This is a genomic window from Rhodococcus sp. Eu-32, assembly GCF_003336925.1.
Classification (GTDB): domain Bacteria; phylum Actinomycetota; class Actinomycetes; order Mycobacteriales; family Mycobacteriaceae; genus Rhodococcoides; species Rhodococcoides kyotonensis_B.
In genome coordinates, this window is the sequence record NZ_QGNK01000014.1 from 60398 (window position 1) to 77452 (window position 17055).

Below are 17055 nucleotides of genomic sequence, written 5' to 3' on the forward strand. Positions count from 1 at the left end.
CCGGGGGCGCACACCCCGCTACCAGCCTCGCATCGGTGCGCAGGCTGGCACCGATGCTCGTCGTACTGCTGATCGCCGCCTGCTCGTCGGGCGGAAACGATCAATCCTCCGCGACCACGAGTTCGGCCCCGGAAGCGCCGGGCACGTTGCTGGCCGAACCGACTGACTTCCAGGGGTATGCGGCCCTCGATACCGTGACGCAGAAGACCGTCGCCGTTCGTTACCAGTCGACGTCGGGAATCGACTCCTCCCCCACCGAAGTCACCGGGGTCGTGTTCGTTCCACAGGGTGACCCTCCTGCGGGTGGCTGGCCGATCGTGTCGGTGGGCCACGCGACCACCGGGTCGTCGAGTCGGTGCGCGCCGTCGAAACACATCGGTCTCCTCGGCAACCTGCCGACCGTCATTCCTTTCCTCGTGAACGGTTACGTCGTGGCGATGACCGACTACGAGGGTCTGGGAACCCCGCGCTCGCACCCGTACCTCGAACCGGTCACCGCGGGATACAACGTCATCGACGCCGTGCGGGCTGCGAAGGAAGTCGAGCCGAACACGTCCGACACCTGGCTCGGGTACGGCGTGTCTCAAGGTGGACAGGCTGTGTGGTCCGCGAACGAGTTGTCCGGGGATTACGGGCAGGGCCTGAATCTCCTCGGTTCCATCAGCGTCGCCCCGGCCACCGATCTGACACCGTTCGTCGACTCCATGCTCGCCGGCACATTGACGCCCGAGCAGATCACGGTGCTGCCGTCGCTCCTACAGGGACTGCAGGTCAAGCACCCCGAACTGAACCTCGACGACTACGTGCACGGAACATTGGCGAGCCGCGTGGACGCCTTCGACACCTGCACCGGTGAGAAAGCTCAACTGCAGGCCGATATCGCCGAGGACACCCCGGCGTCGGACTACCTGCCGTCGAGCCCCGAGGCCGCAGAGCGGCTACGCGAATGGCTGGCCGAATACAGCGTTCCGAGAACCCGCGCGCAGAAGCCGATGCTGGTCGCGTACGGCGATCAAGACGCCCTCATCACTCCCTCGTGGACCCAGGCCGCAGTGGGTGAGGCGTGCGCGGCCGGCGACGTCGTGCAACTCGTCGCGGCACCTGGACAAGGGCACGGCATTCTGAACATCGGGTCGACAGTGCAGGACTGGGTCGACGGGCGTGTCGCGGGCACCCCGCCTCCGAACACCTGCGGCTCGTAACCCACCACCACGAACGAAGAAGGGTCGAACATGACCGATGCGGCGACGATCGTGTTCATCGCACATACCGGCCAGGTTTCGGGGGCCGAGAAGGTTCTGCTGAATCTTGTCGACGAGGCCGAGACCGCAGGGCACCGGGCGGTGGTCGCGTGCCCCACCGGTCGCCTGTCCGAGTCGCTACCGGACGGAGTGCGCCACATCGCCATTCCGGAGCTGAGTCTCGGTGGTGAGCGGGGGCTTGCACGCGGTGTCGCAGCGTGTCGACTGGTCGGTCGATGGTTGTCCGCCGGCCGGTCGGTGCGATCGATTGTCCGCTCCCCCGGAACATCGACGGTCGTCAACTCGCTGTTCGCACTTCCGGTCGCCCGTGTGGCGGGACCGAAGCGAGGTGCGTCGTGGCTCGTACACGACACGATGACGAGCACGAAGCAGAAGGCCGTCGTCGCGCTCAGCAAACCCGTGATCCGCGTCGCGGTGTCGGTGTCGGAGGCCACCGCAGTTCCACTGAAAGCCGCCGGAGTACCGACCGTCGTGTCGCACAACGGTGTTCGATGGCCGGTCGAACAGTACGGCGGGGACCTACACGATCCGCCCGTCGTCGGGATGGTCGCGCTCCTCACGCCGTGGAAGGGACACACCGTCCTTCTCGACGCCGTGGCGTCGCTCCCCGGCGTCCGGCTCGAGCTCGCCGGCGGCAGCTTTCCCGGCGACGTCGACTACGTCGAGGAGTTGAAACGTCGTGCTGCCCAACCCGATCTGGCGGGCCGCGTCGAATTCCTCGGTCATACCGACACCGATGCCGCGCTACGTCGATGGGATGTCGCGGTGTCCGCAAGCACCTCGCCGGAGGCCGGTCCGCTGTCCGTACTCGAGGCGATGTCCCACGGACTGCCCGTCGTCGGGACCGATCACGGCGGGACCACCGAATTTCTGACCGGCGGAGCGGGAGTGCTGGTCGAACCGGGAACCTCGGCCGCACTCGCAACGGCGATCGAGGGTGTACTGGCCGACGGGAGCATGCGTCGACGGCTCGGGGAGACCGCCCGACGCCGAGTCGAAGCCGAGCACGACCTCGCCGTCACGTTGCCGCAATTGTTGAAACGCCTTACGGAGTAGACGAATCCGGCTCCTGCACCGGCATGCCGAACGCCATGACCGCGGCGTCGTCCTCCAGCCCGCTGTCGAAACTCTCCATCAGAGTCTTCAAGTCCGCGACGATGCCCGACGGAGTGTTCGGCGCGTGTCGCCGCGCGAACTCGAGCAGCGCGCCGTGGTCGTCGTAGCGCTCGCGTCCGCGCCCGGTTCGGGCCTCGGTGAGACCGTCGGTGTAAAGAACGAACGTGTCTCCCGGCTCGAGTCGGCATTCGGTCGCCACGAATCGCGCGTTCGGCAGGATACCGACCAACTGCCCACCCGGTGTCTCGACGTAACGGACCGAACCGTCGGCCTTCAGCAGAAGGGCCGGTGGATGTCCGCCGCTGGCCAGTTGCACGTCGAACCCGCCGTCTCGCCGTGACAAGGTCCCGTAGATCACGGTGCAGAATCGAGCGTCTGCCTGGTCGAGCTCCTGGTTCAACACGGTGTCGAGGTTGTGCAGTACCTTGACCGGATCGGAGTCGTACACCGCGGCCGCGCGCAGCGTGTAGCGCGTGAGCGAGGTGACGACTGCCGCGTCCGAGCCCTTGCCGCAGACGTCACCGAGGAAGAATCCCCAGCTGTCCTCGGACAGCGGGAACATGTCGTAGAAGTCGCCGCCGACGTCGTCCCACGAAGCGGTGTGGTAGTACGCGTCGGCGTCGAGTCCGTGGGGAGGCAACAGCTTCGGCGGTAGCAACGAGCGCTGCAATGTGCTGACGAGTACCTGAGCGCGCTCGTGTTCGCGCTCGGCACGTCGACGCTCCTCGACGAGTTCACGCTCGTACGCGCGCCGTTCCCGTGCGTCGATCGCGGTGATGCGAACGAGTACCGGTTCACCGTCCTCGTTGCGCCGTACATTGCCGGTGACGAACATCGGTAGTCGCTCACCGGTCGACGACACCAAATCCAGTGCAACACTGTCGAATTCGCCCACCGAGAACAAGAGCGGGGCGAAGTGCGTTTCGTAGTGAATGCGCCCCCCGGCGGTGAGCAGATCGCCGAACTGCTTGTCCAGCAAGTCCTCTCGTGTGCTTTCGAGCCAATTCAACAGCGTCGCATTGACTCCCGCGATCTTGCCGTCCGGCCAGGTCGCAAGGTAACCGCACGGGGCGTTGTCGTACAGATCGTCCACAGTGTCCCGCAAGGCGGGGTCGAGATATTTCATGCCGCATCGACGAACGTCAGAATGGCGTCGGCCGTCGACCCCGGATCGCTGACGTGCGGGCAGTGACCATGCGCATCCAACGTCACCAACGTGCTGCCCTGAATGTGCTCGTGCACGAATCGTCCTACCTCTCGTGGGGCGAGCGAATCGTGGGCGCACTCGACGATCGTCGTCGGCGTGACGACGCGGTCGAGATCGGCGCGGTTGTCCGACAGGAACGTCGCCCGAGCGAACGCGCGTGCACACGCAGGGTTGGTACGGCAGAAGCTCTCGGTCAATTCCTCACCCAATTCGGGACGGTCGGGATTGCCCATGATGCGCGGCGCCATGACCTGCGCCCACCCCATGTAGTTGCTGTCGAGGGACTCGAGCAGTTCGGCGATGTCAGCCTCGGAGAAGCCGCCGCAGTACCCGTCGTCGTCGATGTAGCGGGGCGACGGTGTCAGAAGCACGAGTTTGGCGAAGAGATCCGGATGCCGAGCCGCCGCCAGAACGCCGATCATCGACGCCACCGAGTGGCCGACGAAGACGACGTCGTGCAGGTCGAGTTCGCGGACGATGTCGACGACGTCGTCCGCGTAGGCGTCGAGAGTGGAATAACGCTCCTCCGTCCATTCGGAAATATCCGAACTACCCGAACCGACATGGTCGAACAGCACCACCTTGCAGTGCGTGATCAAGTGTTCGACGACGGCACGCCACAGGTTCTGATCGCACCCGAAACCATGCGCGAGCATGACCGTCGGGCCGCCGTCGACACCGATCGTCGTCACATTGTTCTTCACGCGCGGGTTCACCGGAGAATTGTCTCACCCCGTCGTGAGCCTGCGGCCCACGCCTGCCCTATGCGGTCGGCGAGTTGGCGAAAGAATTCTTCCCGGTATGCCGAACCGACTGACATCGTTCCCGGGCGAGGACCACAATGGGAAGACCGAACGAGCGTCGCGAACGCACCGAGCTTTCCCTTTCGACGCTCGCCGAGGCGACGGGGGTGGCCATGGGGTTCGACATCCGATAGACGAGTCTTCTGTCCTGTGCTCGCACACGAGGAATGACGAAAGATGTTACACCGGTGGAGAATTCGCAACAATAGATCACACGATGTCAGAACACGCGCTCCTCGGTCCCGCCAGGCGGGGATCGACTGGTCGTTCATGGCAGGCGCGATGTCCATCGTGACGTTCTGGGCTTTCGGGATCGGCATCGTCCTGGGCGCGCTCGCCGTGGCGGGCGCGGTGTGGTCGACGCAGGGACCGGAGGCGGCAGACGCCCCGGAGCGGGCGGACGTGGCGATCGCGATAGCAATCGGTGCCTCCGGAATGGTGGCGGGAGCCGGTTTTCTTCTGCTCGTTCTGCCTCCGTGACAGCGCGGGGAATGACCGTATGCGGTTGAACGTTCAACGGGGCATGAAGAACATCGGATTCCTGTCCTTCGGCCACTGGTCGTCGGCGCCTGGATCACAGACGCGATCGGCGTCGGACGTCCTGTTGCAGTCGATCGACCTCGCGGTCGCTGCCGAGGAGTTGGGTGCCGACGGCGCCTACTACCGGGTGCACCACTTCGCCAACCAGTTGTCGTCCCCGTTTCCGCTGTTGGCAGCGGTAGGCGCGAAGACGAACCGGATCGAGATCGGTACCGGCGTCATCGACATGCGCTACGAGAACCCCCACTACATGGTGGAGGACGCCGGATCAGCCGATCTGATCTCGGGATCCAGGCTGCAGCTCGGCATCAGCCGAGGATCGCCCGAGCAGGTCGTCGAGGGCTACCGTCATTTCGGACATGTTCCTGCCGATGGTGCCGACCATGCGGAGATGGCACGAGAGAATACGCGCGTCTTCCTAGACCTGCTCCGAGGTGAAGGATTCGCGAAACCGAACCCACGCCCGATGTTCCCCAACCCGCCGGGCCTTCTGCGCCTCGAGCCACACTCCCCCGGCCTCCGGGAGCGAATCTGGTGGGGTGCCGGTACGCGTCAGACCGCCGAGTGGGCCGCGGACAACGGCATGAACTTGATGAGTTCGACATTGTTGAGCGAGGACACGGGTGTGCCGTTCCATCAGCTGCAGGCCGAGCAGATCGAGCGTTTCCGTAAGCGTTGGGCGGACACCCAGCACACATTCGAGCCGCGAGTCTCAGTGAGCCGTAGCATTTTTCCGATCGTCGACGACGTCGACCGGGCATACTTCGGTCGTGAAGGCGGCAGCAGTGACCAGGTCGGATACCTCGACGGCGGCAAGGCACGTTTCGGTAAGACGTACGCGGGCGAACCCGACGAGCTGATCGCGCAGCTGGCCGAAGACGAAGCGATCGCTGCCGCCGACACGCTGTTGCTGACGGTTCCCAATCAGCTCGGTGTGGATTACTGCGCTCACGTCATGGAGTCGTTGCTCCGCGACGTGGCACCTGCCCTCGGGTGGCGGTAGATCTCACCAGGTCGCCACAAAACCGGTCCCGACGGCGTCCGCCGTCGGGACCTGTCTTCGTGCTGGTTCAGTGATGCGGATACTGAGCTTCGTATCGCGCGCGCTGCGAATCGATGTCTCGTCGCCTGCGGTCGCTCTGCAGGTCACGGGGCAACCCGTGTAGCTCGAGTCGACGCGCGCGATTGAGCTCCATGAACGCCGCGGTGTAGAAGAGGGCGAGCAGAACGCTCAAAAGCACCATCGCACCCCTCAACCACAGCGGGCCGGGGAACAGCACGAGAAACCCGACGAAGATGGGTGTGAAGGGCAGCAAGGACCGGAACAGGTGGCGAGGAACCGCTCCTTTACCGACCAGGTCGTTGCGCACCCACTCCTGCATCGAAAGCGGAAGTTTCCTCCCGAAGATCACGTAACCGAGCCATTGGAAGAAGGTGGGCTTGGTGCGTGCCGCATTGTCGTTCATACCTGCTCCGATCGGTCGGCAGCCAGTGCTGCAGCGTTGATGCGAGTGAGGACTCTGTGGAGTTCTTCCAGTTCGGACATGTCGACTCCGAGCTTGGCGACGACTGCACCGGGAATGCCCTCGGCCTGGGTCCGCAGCGCGACACCCTTCTCCGTGAGCGCGACGGCCAGCTGCCTTTCGTCGGCCTGGCTCCGGGTGCGTTCGACGAGACCGTTGCCCTCAAGCCTCTTCAGCAGCGGCGACAGCGTCGGCGAGTCGAGGTGAAGCGCGGCACCGATGTTCTTGACCGAGCGCGGGGATTGCTCCCACAGTGCGAGCATGACCAAGTACTGGGGGTGCGTCAGCCCCATCGGTTCGAGCAACGGCCGGTACACGGCCAGAACGGTCCGATTGGTGACCGCCAGGGCGAAGCAGACCTGACGGTCGAGCGCCAGCGGATCGGTAGCAGTCGAAGTCACGCGTTCGAGCATACGCCAATAGTTAGTGTACTAACTGTTAGCGCAACAAGCACTCGTGGGGTTCTAGGCTATCGGGATCGCGTCACGGTGTGACGACCTGCGTGTCCTCCTGGGCCAACCCAGGCGCAATCCCGACCGACGGAACGTGCACCGGTTCGTTCCCGTTGAGCACGAAGTCACCGATTCCCCGCTCGCGGTAGATCGCCGGATTGTGTGACGACAGGGTACGGGCATTACGCCAGTGCCGGTCGAGGTGGAGGCTCTCGTCCAGTGCCGACGACCCGCCGACTTCGAAGATCTCGGCGGTCGCTCGGAGCGCAAGGTCGATCACCGTCGTCTGTGCTCGGTATGCGCCGAGTTCCGCGGCCAATTCCAGTTTCCGCACGGCCTCTTCGGCGTCGGGAGTGTGATCCTCCGGTGACGCAACCCGCAAAGCGAACCGGGCGTCGGTCGCCGCGTCGAGCTCGTCGACGGCCCCGAGCACGATCTGCTTGGTGGCGTAAGCAACGGCGTCGACACGTCCGATGACCTGCTGCACCTGAGGATCCTCACGTGGCAGATCACCGTTGCTCTGGCTGTACGACCGACGCCTCCGACGAACGAAGTCCGCTGTCTCGTCGACCGCAGCCCGAACGATTCCAGACAGCGCGGCCAGATGAGTCAACTGCAGGCCGGCGAGCTGACCGCCCTGGACTTCCTGTCTACCGATGATGTCCTCCGGCCGTACGACGACGTCTGTCAAAATCGTCGTACCACTTCCGCTGGTGCGCTGACCGAAGCCGGAGTAGTCGTCGAGCACGTGGAGCCCTGGCGCGTCACTGCGGACCAATGCGGTGACGCGCTGACCGTCGTCGTCGGTGACCGCCACCGAAATGTAGTCCGCGTACAGACTCCCCGTGCTGTAGTACTTGGTGCCGTTGAGCAGGAAGGTATCGCCATTCGCACGCAACGTCGTATTCGTCCGTCCGCGGACGTTGCCCTCGCGCTCGCTACTTGCGTTACCGACGATCGCACCGTCGGCGATTCTCCGAAGCCAGAGCTGTCCACGCTCGGTGTCCCGTTCTCGGAGCCTGTCCTCGGTGAATCGGAAGTGGACACGAAGCGCCTGCACCAGATTCGATTCGGCCGCACCGAGTTCGATGAGAAGCGCGAACAACTGTCGTTGAGTCGCGCCGAGCCCGCCGAATTCGCGTGGCACACGGATCGCGCCGAAACCACGGTCGCGCAACCACGTCGCTTCCTCGATCGGGACGCGTCGAACTTTTTCTCGTTCCAGTGCACCCTCCGCGATGCGCTCGAAGATCGGCCGAAATCGATCGAGCAGCTCGTCGTCCGTCGGTGGTGCATCCGCGATGAGAGACGTGGACATTCGAAACTCCTGGAGTGGTCGGTGAATTCGATGGAAGGCGCGAGTCAGGCGCCGGCGAGAACCGCAGTCGGGCGGTAAGGACGGACGCGTCGACGTCCTTCTGTATCGCTCGTCAGCCAGGGCGGGATCCATCCCTCGTCAGCGCGGTTGACGGTGATACCTGGAGGCACGACCTCGTCGATGGCATCGAGGATCGACTCGTCGAGCACGATCTCCGGGACGGCGAGGAGACTGTCGAGGTGCTGGCGAGTCCGAGGGCCGACGAGGACGCTGGACACGGCCGGGTGGTTCAGCACGAACGCGACCGCCAACTCGGGCAGCGTCAGTCCGGCGTCACGTGCGATGTCGCCGAGCTTGATCGCCAGTTCGCGCTTGGTGCGGTTGATCGGCAGCGTGGGGTCGTGGCGTGCCGGGATACGTGCGGCGCGAGCCGAAGCCGGAGCTTCGCTTCCCTCGACGTGCCGACCCGAAAGCCATCCGCCCGCAAGCGGACTCCAGGTGAGCACACCGAGGTCGTACTTCTGGGCGACAGGGAACACTGCGCGCTCAGCTCCGCGAGCGAGAATCGAGTACGGCGCCTGCTCGGTGGCCGGCTTGCTGCGACCGTCACGTGCCGCGGCCCACTGCGCCTCGACGAGAAGGTGCGGTTCGTTCGTCGTCGTTCCGTAGTAGCGGATCTTTCCCTGACGCACCAAATCATCGAGTGCGCCGACGGTTTCGCTGATGTCGACCTCGGGATCGGGCTTGTGCTGCTGGTATAGATCGATGTAATCGGTGTCCAGGCGACGTAGCGAATTCTCGACCTCCTGGAAGATCCAGCGGCGCGAGCTGCCGCGAGTGTTGATGCCGTCGCTCCACTGGCTGTGGAACTTGGTGGCGACGATGACGTCGTCACGACGTCCCTTGATCGCCTTGCCGACGATCTCCTCGCTCTCCCCCTGCGAGTACGAGTCCGCAGTATCGACGATGTTGATACCGGAATCGAACGCGTGGTGGATGATCGAAATTGCTTCGTCGTGGTCACTCAGGGCTCCGGATCGTGAACCGAAGTTCATCGCGCCGAGCGTCAGCTGACTGACTTTGACTCCGGTCTTGCCCAGCGTGCGGTAACTCATCTGTTGTCCATTCCTTCGTGTATCCGATGGTGTCTCACCCAACCCGGATCGACGACGTCATCAGTGGCACCCCGAGGTGATCACCACTGCCAACGAGTCTCACCCAATCCCGCTCGGTGCGAAACCATTCCGATCATCGAGAAGGAAAGTGCAGAGGTGCCGCGTCACAGGGCGTCGTAGAAGAACGATGCAACCTTCGGCCCATGGGAGCCGTCGAACCGCACTGTCACCTTCCACTCCCCGGGCGCAGGGACGATGAGACCGTCGCTGCGCCACACCAGCTTGCCGTCCACCTCGGCGGCTTCGGTGAGGTCCACGGGCAGCCGCGCCACGTTGGCAGTCGCCGACGACAGATCCACGCTCACGGAGGCATCTTCGTCGGTGAACGGATACGCGATGGTGAGCTCCTGAGGTCCACGCCGTATCGAGTCGATCCCGACGTCCAGCAGCTCGGACGAGCCGAAGTCGAGCGTGGTCGCGATATCGGTGGTGTACACGTCCTTTGCGGGTGTGGCCGTGGACAACACCGAAGTCGACGCCAGAACCAACAGCGCCGCAACGGTTTCCGCGGTCAACACGCGACGACGGAAATGGCGGAAAGCCGAATACCCGAGTCCGACCACGACCGCGACACCGAACACCTTGGCCACCAGCACAAGTCCGTACGTCGTCCCCCAGAGCGCTTCGACGGGACGGACCTGCAGGAGGGACAACACGGAACCCGCGAATACGACCAACCCGACGTGTATCGCGGCCACCACGTGCCACCGGCGTAGCCGAGGGGCTGCGCGCAGCACGAGCAACATCACTGCGAGTCCGCCGAGCCACACCGTCATCCCGTAGACATGGAGGAACGTCGCGAGGAACGACCACGGCCACCCACCGGCCGAGCCACCGTGTCCACCGAGCGTCACCGCCGACATCGCAACGACAGCCTGGACCAGCCCGAGCGCAACCGAACCGCGCCCAAGGCCGGGGGGAACGACCATCGCGACAACCGACACCACGACAGCAGCCGTAATGGCGAGCCCGCCCGGAGCCGCCATCACGGTCCGCGCGCTGTCCGAGGAAATCTCGTGGACGCCACCCGACTGCTGCGCGACGAGGACCAACAACCGTCCCGACAGGCCGAGCGCGAGCACCCCTGCCCCGATCCGATACACCCACCGAAACCGGACGTGGCCCGGAGCAGTCCTCCACACCCACAAGGACGCCAGCAGCAATCCAGACGACAACACCAGGCCGAGATACGCCGAGGTCTTGCTGGGGTAGTTCAGGTACTGCTCGATGCCTCGCGTCGAGTCTGTCGCAAACGAACCCTGCTCGGTGACAGAGCCGACGGTGAATTGGATCGACAGCGACACGACATGGGTGTCCGCCGACACCACCCGAGCGGTCGCCAGGTAAGCCCCGTCCGGAACCTGTTCGGCAGGTACGAGCACGATGCGTCGCTGACCGTCGTCGACTCGCACATCGGCCAGTTCCGCAACCCCACCGTCACCGTCGATCAGCTGCGCCGATCCATCGATGAGGGTGACGGGCTCGTTCAGCTGCAGTACCAGTTCGCTCGGTGCCTCATCGACGTGAGTACCCGTGGTCGGCGAGGTCGAGATCAGACTCGCATGCGCCGATGCGAGTCCCGATCCGAGCAGTAGTGCCGTGGCAACTCCGAGCAGCAGAACCGAGAGGCTACGAACCCGCGCCACGACCACGCCGCAACACGACGCCGAGCCCGGCCACGGCCGCAACGGCGAGTATCAGGCTCACCACGGAGATGGCCTGCCATACCCGATTCGAGTCGTCGGACGTCGCCGCCGCGTCGTGATGCTCCGAAACACCATCCGACGACGAAGTACCGTGGCCGTCTCCGTGATCACCGGCAGCTGCCACCAGAGCCACCTCGGGGGCGGGATGTTCGGGCTCGCTGGACTCGTCGACAGCCACTTCGTTCCAGGAGACTACCGATCCGTCGGTGTACGACTGATCGGACGGCAGCGCAACGGATTCCGCATCCTCGGGCCACGGCCCCGCGGAGAACGAGAACACCTGATATTCGCCGACGCCATATCCTCCCGCGGGATCGGTTGCAGTCCAGACGATTCGAGATATTCGCTCCGCGCCGCCCGTCTGTTCACGTTCTACATTCGCCGTCCATCCCGGAACCGGTTGCGTCCGTGCCGATGTCAGATTCACTTCCTCGGGAATCGTGACCGTCAGACCGATGGTCTCTGCGCCGTCGGATTCACCCGGTACGACGAGTTCGACGATGCCGTAACCACCGTGCGGCAGTGGTGACCCGCCTGACCGGACGTGCGCCGACGCCGGTGAGGCAAGCGCGAGTGCACCGACTGCCGCCGCCAACACGACCGTCCCGATCCGGAACATGCGATGCTTCATCTTCATGTGCTCTTTCGCTCAATTGGTTTCGTTCACGGCGACGGGAATGTTCGCGCCGTGGAAGTTCTGTTTCATGAACTCGGCTACATCCGCGCTTTCCAGCGCGTGCGTCAGTTCGAGGACTCGCTCGTCACCCGCCAGCCGTGACGGCGCGACGAGCACGTGCGCGTAGGGGTTCTGCGGGCCCGGTTCTACGGCAAGCGCGTCCTTGTCGGGCCCGAGTCCGATGGCCTCCGCTTGCTTCGGACTGAGTACGACGGCATCGTAGTTCTCGTACAGCCCGTCGATGAACTCGCCGTATTCCAGCGGGAGCAACGACAGGTGACGCAGCGAATCGACGACATTGGCCTCTGTCACCGTCAGGTCCTGCACGGCTGTGCCGCCGAAAGGCCGATCCAGTTGGGTCAGCCCTGCACTCTGCAGTAGGTACAGCCCGCGCGCGAAGCCGGTGGGTGTGTTGGGCAGAACCACCTTGGATCCGTGCGGCAGACTGCTTCCGGTGACCTGATCCTCGATGAGATCGACGTTGAGCCAGTCGGCAGTGTCGGCCAGATCCTTCCATTTCGACGAATAGAGACCATAGGGAACGACATTGACCTTCGACACAATGCTGAGGTTGTCGTAACCGTGTTCTTCCTGATCGGCCTCGAACGCCGGAATGTGCTGGTAGTACGACAGGTCCCCCTCTCCTGCAGCCACTTTCCCGTTCGAGCCGTCATCGGCGTCGATCAATTCGACATCGATGTCCGGAAGCAGATTGTCCACTGCGTACTGAAGAATCTCCCTGTCATCGCCGGCACCGACGTACACCTTCAGTGCGTCGGTGCCGGACGACCCATCGTCGGCCCGTACGTTCGATCCGCACGCCACCAATGCCGGAATCAGGAGTGCAGCGAGGGCTACGACAACTTTCGACCTCATTTGCTGGTGAGTCCTCGTTGCCATCCGGTCACACGCCATTCGATCCCGGTCATCACCGCGTTCACCAGGATGCCGATCAGACCGAGTGCGAGAATTCCCGCGTACATCTGCGGCGTCTGGTATCGCAACGCCGCGTTGTTGATGTAGATACCGATTCCCTGTGCGCCACCGACGAGTTCGGCCGCGACGAGTGCAGTGAATGCATTCGACGCAGCCAGCCTGATGCCGGGAAAGATTCCGGGGATAGCGGCCGGAAGCACGACGCGAGTGAAGATGTAGAGACGTCCGGCACCCAGGGTGCGGGCGGCATTGAGCAGTATCCGCTCCACGCTCGAGACTGCACCGACAGCGGTGATGAATATCGGCCAGAAGCACGCCCACCAGACGATCGCGATCTTGGACTCCTCACCGATGCCGAGAAAGACCACGAAGACCGGAAGAAGCGCGAGCAGCGACAGATTTCGGAAGAACAGCAGCACCGGCTCGGTAAGTTTCTGGAAAATCTTCACCGAGCCGACGAGGATGCCCAGCGCGATACCGGACACCAGCGCGAGGACGAACCCGATCAACGCGCGCTGCACGCTCGGCCAGATCTCGGTTGCCAGGGTTCCGTCGGCCAAGCCGTCGACGAAGGCCGAGAAGACGTCGAGGGGCTTGGACAGGTACAAGTCGGACACATAGCCGAATTCGACTATCGCCCACCACAGAACGAGGAAGCCGACGAGACCGACAGCGCCGTAGATGTATCGGTCGTACTTCGCGAGGAACGGGTTCGGTCCCTTCGGAGGGGTGATGATCTCCTCGCTGCGGGAGTCATCGAGCGTCGTGACCAAGATCCACCTCCGCTTCCAGGACACGGGCAACCCGTGACCGCACATGTACGAAATCTTCCGAACTGCGAATCGCGTTGTCGCGGTGGCGAGGCAGATCGACGTCGATGATGGACTTGACCTTGCCGGGCGACCGGGTCATCACCGCAATTCGGTCCGAGAGGAACACCGCCTCGTCGATCGAATGGGTGACGAAGAGGACTGTTTTCTTCGTCTCCCCCGACTCCCAGATCCGGACCAGTTCGCCCTGCAGGAACTCACGGGTCTGCGCGTCGAGAGCCGCGAACGGCTCGTCGAACACGAGGATCTCGGGTTCGTAGGCGAGTACACGGGCAATGGCGACGCGCTGACGCATACCGCCGGACAGCTGGTGCGGCAGTCGATCGGCTGCTGCCTCCAACCCGACGGTCTTGAGCACCTCGGCTGCCTTGGCACGACGTTCGGCCTTCGGCACACCGCGCACCTTCAACCCGACCTCGACGTTCTTCTGCGCCGTGAGCCACGGGAACAATGCGTAACCCTGAAACACGACTCCGACGTTCTTGTTCACACCGTCGACGCGTTTGCCATCGACGAGAACCGCTCCGCCGTTGTAGTTTTCGAGGCCTGCAAGGATATTGAGGAATGTCGATTTTCCGCAGCCACTCGGACCGAGCAGCGACAGAAATTCGCCGCTCTCGATGCGCAGATCGAAGTCGTCGAGAACCGCGGTGGTCTCGCGCCTCGATCCCGGTTTCGGGTACAGCTTCGCAACGCGCTTGGCCTCGATCTTGGCGTGGGTTCGAACGCTCGTGACGCTCTGTTCTTCGAGCAGTTGTTGGCTCATGTCGGTTCACCTTCGTTGGCGGTGGTGGTCACTCTTCGAGTCCCTCGATGTCGACGAGATGGGTCTCGAAGATCCCGTCGTTCTGCTCCTCGGTGACGATCGAGGTGTTGAACTCCTGGGATTCGATGAGGTCAGCGGAGGTTGCGTAGGGGTTGAATGCGTTGGTCGCGATATCCTCCGGCTTCAGGTTCTGGGAGCCAGGGAGCGGATTTCCGACCTCCTCGACCAGATCCCACCACAGCTGAAGGCTTGCCTTGTCGAGCAGGGCATTAGGCGCGTAGTGCCAGTTGGTGGTCTGCTCGACGGGGTAACCGGTTGTCTTGCCGGCGATTTCGGCTGACTCCTTCGGATGTGCGTTGGCCCAGTTGGCAGTTCGAGCGATCACGCCGACGAACTCACGGGCAGCATCGGGATTCTCCTTCAGCCACTTGTTACTCGCGACGTACGGTGCCTGGCCACCCAACGGTCCCCAGTCCTCGTAGGAGGTGAACGCTTGCGTGAACTTGTCCGGCTGGCTCAGCAGAACGCCGATCAGAGGCGGATGGAAGACGCCCAGGTCCACTTCACCGCGCTCGATTGCCGGCGCGATCAACTCGTTCTTCAGTTCGAGGAAGTTGACCTTGTCCAGGTCGACACCGTTCTTGAGCAGATAACGCTTGAGCACCAAGTCGGTGCAACTGTTGAAACCGGACAGCCCGACGGTCTTTCCCTCGATCGCCTTCAAGTTCTCGCGGGTGATGTCCGATCCGGCCTGTGTGAAGTACGACATGTGCGGTTCTTCGGGCAGATCGAGCATGCTCGATGCGATCGCGGTGAATTCGAATCCCTTCACCTTGCCGTCGATATCGTTGTTGAACATGCCGGTCGCAATGTCGATTGCACCTTGATCGAGCAATTGAACGGCAGGCACGGCGGTGGCTGGACCGACGTACTCCGGCTTGACGCCCGCATCGTCCCAGTAGCCGAGTTCGTCGGCGATGCGCACGAGAGACAATGCGGTGGGCGAATTCGCGAAACGGAAGGTCACGACCCCGTCGTCTCCGGCGGCACTGCAGCCGGACAGAACGAGCGGGGCGGCAACGAGTGCGGCCGCGAGAACAGTCAGTCTTCTGGTCAGACGACGAAGGCTCATGCGCGCGCCTGCCGATGGTGTGTAGTGCCGCTCACGGCTTTTCCTCTCTGGGATATGCGAATCGACGCTCGTGAGTACGCGAACGTGGTCGCGTCGAGCGTTTCCTGAACGTTAGTCAGCTCGGATGGGCTCGTGAATAAATAGATTCATCGTGATTGCAGGTCGGATCGAATCGACGAAATAGTTGCAAAAAGTAACAAAACGCTTGTTCTTAGCAAAACTTCATCCAATTCGAAATTCGTCAATCAAATCTCAACGATACAAACCAGCGTTTTTGTCGGACGGTGGAAATAGATTGACGAAGTCAACTATTTTCGACGGCGTATCCAGGAGAGTGCATGACGACGATCGCGACCGAGACCGAGACCGAGACCGAGGACACCCTCGCCGCCGATCCAAGAGAACACGATGCTTACATCGAGTTCGCTTCTCTGGTCGACGAGGTGATCGCGCCGCGAGCGGTCGAGGTCGACCGAACCGAGGTCCCCCGTTCACATATCGAGGCACTGCGCGAGGTCGGTTACTTTCGATGGGCGGTTCCCGCGGAGTTCGGCGGACTCGACCTACCTGCGGAGGTCGGCAATGCCGCCGACAATCTTCTCTTCGGCGCCGATCCGTCCACCGCAACGGTCGTCACACAGCACGGAGCGCCCGTCGTCCCTGCCATCGCAGCCGGGACCGAGCAGACTCTCGCTCTGCTGCCGAAGCTCGCGAGCGGCGAGCTGATCGGTGGTGCAGGTATGGGTCACGTTCGTTCCTGGCCTGCCAAACGCGGAACCGTCGCACGTCGGGTTCCCGGTGGCTATCGCATCGACGGTGTCGTCGGCTGGGCATCCGGGTGGGGATTGACCGACGTCATCTGGCTCGGGGCCGTCGACGAGGATCGCGAAGAGTACGTCTTCGGCATCGCCGATCTGCATGAACGAGGAATCAGCGGCGAGATCTTGAAGTTGTCTGCTGTATTCGGATCACGAACGGCGACACTGACTCTCGACGATGTCTTCCTTCCCGACGAATACGTCACCGAGGTGGTGTCGGTCGCGGAATGGAAGGCCCGCGACGGCCTGATCCGCCCCGAACTACGCCGCGCTCTGCAGCTCGACCCCGATCTGGATCCCGACGACGTGCCACAGCTTCCACCGGTCGGCGCCTACGGTCTCGCCCGTGCCGCACTCGACGATGCACTCGTCGTGCATCCGGACGACGAATCGCTGCTCGCTATCTCCGCCGAGCTCGAATCGGCCGTGGCGACGCCGCTCCCCGATCCGCAATGGCGCGTCACGCTCGACGAGATCGCCGTCCGGGCCACGACCGCAGGCGTCGTCGCTCGCGGTGGTGTCGGGCTGCTCGACAACGAGATCGCACAGGTGCGTGCCCGCGCCGCTACGTTTCTGCAGGTGCGCGGTCTGGCACCACTCGTCCGAACAGCACACTTCCGCAGCTATGTCCGCACGAACCAATGAGTTGAACACCAGACCCAGCCCACCTAACCGCCGCGCCTCGTGCGCGGCGGTTTTTTTCGTGCCGAGACCTGGTGCGCTCTCGTGAATCCATTTGGATTCACTGTGATTTTTAATGTAGCCACGCGTATCCACAAATCTTAGAGTTCGAAA

General features: G+C 63.3%; 17 protein-coding genes. 5 read left to right on the forward strand and 12 right to left on the reverse strand.

What is annotated here, in order from left to right; genetic code table 11:
* The first annotated feature begins 35 nt into the window (after positions 1-35).
* Both DK926_RS17370 and DK926_RS17375 read left to right on the forward strand, forming a co-directional pair.
* Positions 36-1202, forward strand: coding sequence for a lipase family protein (locus DK926_RS17370; protein WP_243636869.1), 1167 nt, complete (start codon positions 36-38; stop codon positions 1200-1202).
* A gap of 30 nt (positions 1203-1232) precedes the next feature.
* On the forward strand, positions 1233-2318 hold the full coding sequence (locus DK926_RS17375; RefSeq protein WP_114331445.1) for a glycosyltransferase family 4 protein: 1086 nt from the start codon (positions 1233-1235) through the stop codon (positions 2316-2318).
* Here DK926_RS17375 and DK926_RS17380 read toward each other — a convergent pair.
* Entirely contained in the window at positions 2308-3504 is a 1197-nt protein-coding gene (locus DK926_RS17380; RefSeq protein WP_114331446.1) for a SpoIIE family protein phosphatase, read from the reverse strand. The genes DK926_RS17375 and DK926_RS17380 overlap by 11 nt on opposite strands.
* Positions 3501-4301 (reverse strand): alpha/beta hydrolase, encoded by an 801-nt coding sequence (locus tag DK926_RS17385; protein ID WP_114331447.1) that lies wholly within the window; start codon positions 4299-4301, stop codon positions 3501-3503. Before DK926_RS17385 ends, DK926_RS17380 begins: the two co-directional genes overlap by 4 nt.
* Before the next feature lie 357 nt (positions 4302-4658).
* On the opposite strand from DK926_RS17385, the gene DK926_RS17390 reads away from it, so the two are divergent.
* Both DK926_RS17390 and DK926_RS17395 read left to right on the forward strand, forming a co-directional pair.
* Positions 4659-4868, forward strand: coding sequence for a hypothetical protein (locus DK926_RS17390; RefSeq protein ID WP_068421151.1), 210 nt, complete (start codon positions 4659-4661; stop codon positions 4866-4868).
* 43 nt (positions 4869-4911) lie between these two features.
* The gene (locus tag DK926_RS17395) at positions 4912-5931 is read left to right on the forward strand and encodes an LLM class flavin-dependent oxidoreductase (protein ID WP_114331520.1); all 1020 of its coding nucleotides are present in this window, start codon (positions 4912-4914) and stop codon (positions 5929-5931) included.
* 67 nt (positions 5932-5998) lie between these two features.
* Here DK926_RS17395 and DK926_RS17400 read toward each other — a convergent pair whose 3' ends face one another.
* The 10 genes from DK926_RS17400 to DK926_RS17445 all read right to left on the reverse strand — a co-directional run bounded on the left by DK926_RS17400 (position 5999) and on the right by DK926_RS17445 (position 15442).
* Positions 5999-6394 carry a DUF5313 family protein gene (locus tag DK926_RS17400; RefSeq protein ID WP_114331448.1) on the reverse strand — a complete coding sequence of 132 codons (396 nt, stop codon included), beginning with the start codon at positions 6392-6394 and terminating at the stop codon, positions 5999-6001.
* Positions 6391-6852 carry a MarR family transcriptional regulator gene (locus DK926_RS17405; protein ID WP_243636870.1) on the reverse strand — a complete coding sequence of 154 codons (462 nt, stop codon included), beginning with the start codon at positions 6850-6852 and terminating at the stop codon, positions 6391-6393. Before DK926_RS17405 ends, DK926_RS17400 begins: the two co-directional genes overlap by 4 nt.
* 82 nt (positions 6853-6934) lie before the next feature.
* On the reverse strand, positions 6935-8221 hold the full coding sequence (locus tag DK926_RS17410) for an acyl-CoA dehydrogenase family protein (protein WP_114331450.1): 1287 nt from the start codon (positions 8219-8221) through the stop codon (positions 6935-6937).
* A 44-nt stretch (positions 8222-8265) separates the two neighbouring features.
* Positions 8266-9336 (reverse strand): aldo/keto reductase, encoded by a 1071-nt coding sequence (locus tag DK926_RS17415; protein WP_114331451.1) that lies wholly within the window; start codon positions 9334-9336, stop codon positions 8266-8268.
* A gap of 164 nt (positions 9337-9500) precedes the next feature.
* Entirely contained in the window at positions 9501-11042 is a 1542-nt protein-coding gene (locus DK926_RS17420; protein WP_114331522.1) for a copper resistance protein CopC, read from the reverse strand.
* On the reverse strand, positions 11026-11739 hold the full coding sequence (locus DK926_RS17425; protein WP_243636871.1) for a YcnI family protein: 714 nt from the start codon (positions 11737-11739) through the stop codon (positions 11026-11028). The genes DK926_RS17420 and DK926_RS17425 overlap by 17 nt, the downstream gene beginning before the upstream one ends.
* A gap of 12 nt (positions 11740-11751) precedes the next feature.
* Positions 11752-12654, reverse strand: a complete 903-nt coding sequence (locus tag DK926_RS17430) for a MetQ/NlpA family ABC transporter substrate-binding protein (protein WP_114331452.1) — start codon at positions 12652-12654, stop codon at positions 11752-11754.
* Positions 12651-13487 (reverse strand): ABC transporter permease, encoded by an 837-nt coding sequence (locus tag DK926_RS17435; RefSeq protein WP_114331523.1) that lies wholly within the window; start codon positions 13485-13487, stop codon positions 12651-12653. Before DK926_RS17435 ends, DK926_RS17430 begins: the two co-directional genes overlap by 4 nt.
* Entirely contained in the window at positions 13468-14310 is an 843-nt protein-coding gene (locus DK926_RS17440; RefSeq protein WP_114331453.1) for an ABC transporter ATP-binding protein, read from the reverse strand. The genes DK926_RS17435 and DK926_RS17440 overlap by 20 nt, the downstream gene beginning before the upstream one ends.
* Before the next feature lie 28 nt (positions 14311-14338).
* The gene (locus DK926_RS17445; RefSeq protein WP_114331454.1) at positions 14339-15442 is read right to left on the reverse strand and encodes an ABC transporter substrate-binding protein; all 1104 of its coding nucleotides are present in this window, start codon (positions 15440-15442) and stop codon (positions 14339-14341) included.
* A gap of 338 nt (positions 15443-15780) precedes the next feature.
* On the opposite strand from DK926_RS17445, the gene DK926_RS17450 reads away from it, so the two are divergent.
* Positions 15781-16905 carry an acyl-CoA dehydrogenase family protein gene (locus tag DK926_RS17450; protein WP_114331455.1) on the forward strand — a complete coding sequence of 375 codons (1125 nt, stop codon included), beginning with the start codon at positions 15781-15783 and terminating at the stop codon, positions 16903-16905.
* The last annotated feature ends 150 nt before the right edge of the window (positions 16906-17055 follow it).

Excerpts from the sequence above, each read along its gene's own strand:
- DK926_RS17375 (WP_114331445.1), top strand. The coding sequence starts at position 1,233 with ATGACCGATGCGGCGACGATCGTGTTCATCGCACATACCGGCCAGGTT.
- DK926_RS17380 (WP_114331446.1), bottom strand. The coding sequence starts at position 3,504 with ATGAAATATCTCGACCCCGCCTTGCGGGACACTGTGGACGATCTGTAC.
- DK926_RS17390 (WP_068421151.1), top strand. The coding sequence starts at position 4,659 with ATGGCAGGCGCGATGTCCATCGTGACGTTCTGGGCTTTCGGGATCGGC.
- DK926_RS17395 (WP_114331520.1), top strand. The coding sequence starts at position 4,912 with ATGAAGAACATCGGATTCCTGTCCTTCGGCCACTGGTCGTCGGCGCCT.
- DK926_RS17400 (WP_114331448.1), bottom strand. The coding sequence starts at position 6,394 with ATGAACGACAATGCGGCACGCACCAAGCCCACCTTCTTCCAATGGCTC.
- DK926_RS17410 (WP_114331450.1), bottom strand. The coding sequence starts at position 8,221 with ATGTCCACGTCTCTCATCGCGGATGCACCACCGACGGACGACGAGCTG.
- DK926_RS17415 (WP_114331451.1), bottom strand. The coding sequence starts at position 9,336 with ATGAGTTACCGCACGCTGGGCAAGACCGGAGTCAAAGTCAGTCAGCTG.
- DK926_RS17425 (WP_243636871.1), bottom strand. The coding sequence starts at position 11,739 with ATGAAGATGAAGCATCGCATGTTCCGGATCGGGACGGTCGTGTTGGCG.
- DK926_RS17430 (WP_114331452.1), bottom strand. The coding sequence starts at position 12,654 with ATGAGGTCGAAAGTTGTCGTAGCCCTCGCTGCACTCCTGATTCCGGCA.
- DK926_RS17440 (WP_114331453.1), bottom strand. The coding sequence starts at position 14,310 with ATGAGCCAACAACTGCTCGAAGAACAGAGCGTCACGAGCGTTCGAACC.
- DK926_RS17445 (WP_114331454.1), bottom strand. The coding sequence starts at position 15,442 with ATGAGCCTTCGTCGTCTGACCAGAAGACTGACTGTTCTCGCGGCCGCA.
- DK926_RS17450 (WP_114331455.1), top strand. The coding sequence starts at position 15,781 with ATGACGACGATCGCGACCGAGACCGAGACCGAGACCGAGGACACCCTC.